The sequence below is a fragment of the Acinetobacter sp. ANC_7655 genome, from assembly GCF_056784015.1.
Genome location: NZ_JBWYJB010000048.1, coordinates 1 through 210 on the forward strand (window position 1 = coordinate 1; position 210 = coordinate 210).

The 210-nt window shown below is 46.2% G+C and carries 1 protein-coding gene; it reads left to right on the top strand.

Annotated elements, in window-relative coordinates:
• On the top strand, positions 1 to 210 hold a 210-nt coding region (locus tag AC1M9N_RS14535), incomplete at both ends, for a GA-like domain-containing protein (protein ID WP_481954985.1).

Consider the following 210-nt stretch of genomic DNA (forward strand, 5'->3'; position numbering starts at 1 on the left):
AGTACAAGCAGAAAAAGATGCGCTACAAGGTCGTTTAAATGATCTGGTTGATATCACTTTACCAACAGTAAATGACGAAGATGAAGATGGTGTTGTTGATGATATTGGTGAAGCTCTAACAGCGGCTGAAGCAGCAGTAGAGGCAGCAGAAGCAGCATACGCTGCGGCGGAACAAGCGCTGATCGATGCAAATGCCAATGGCCTCATCAC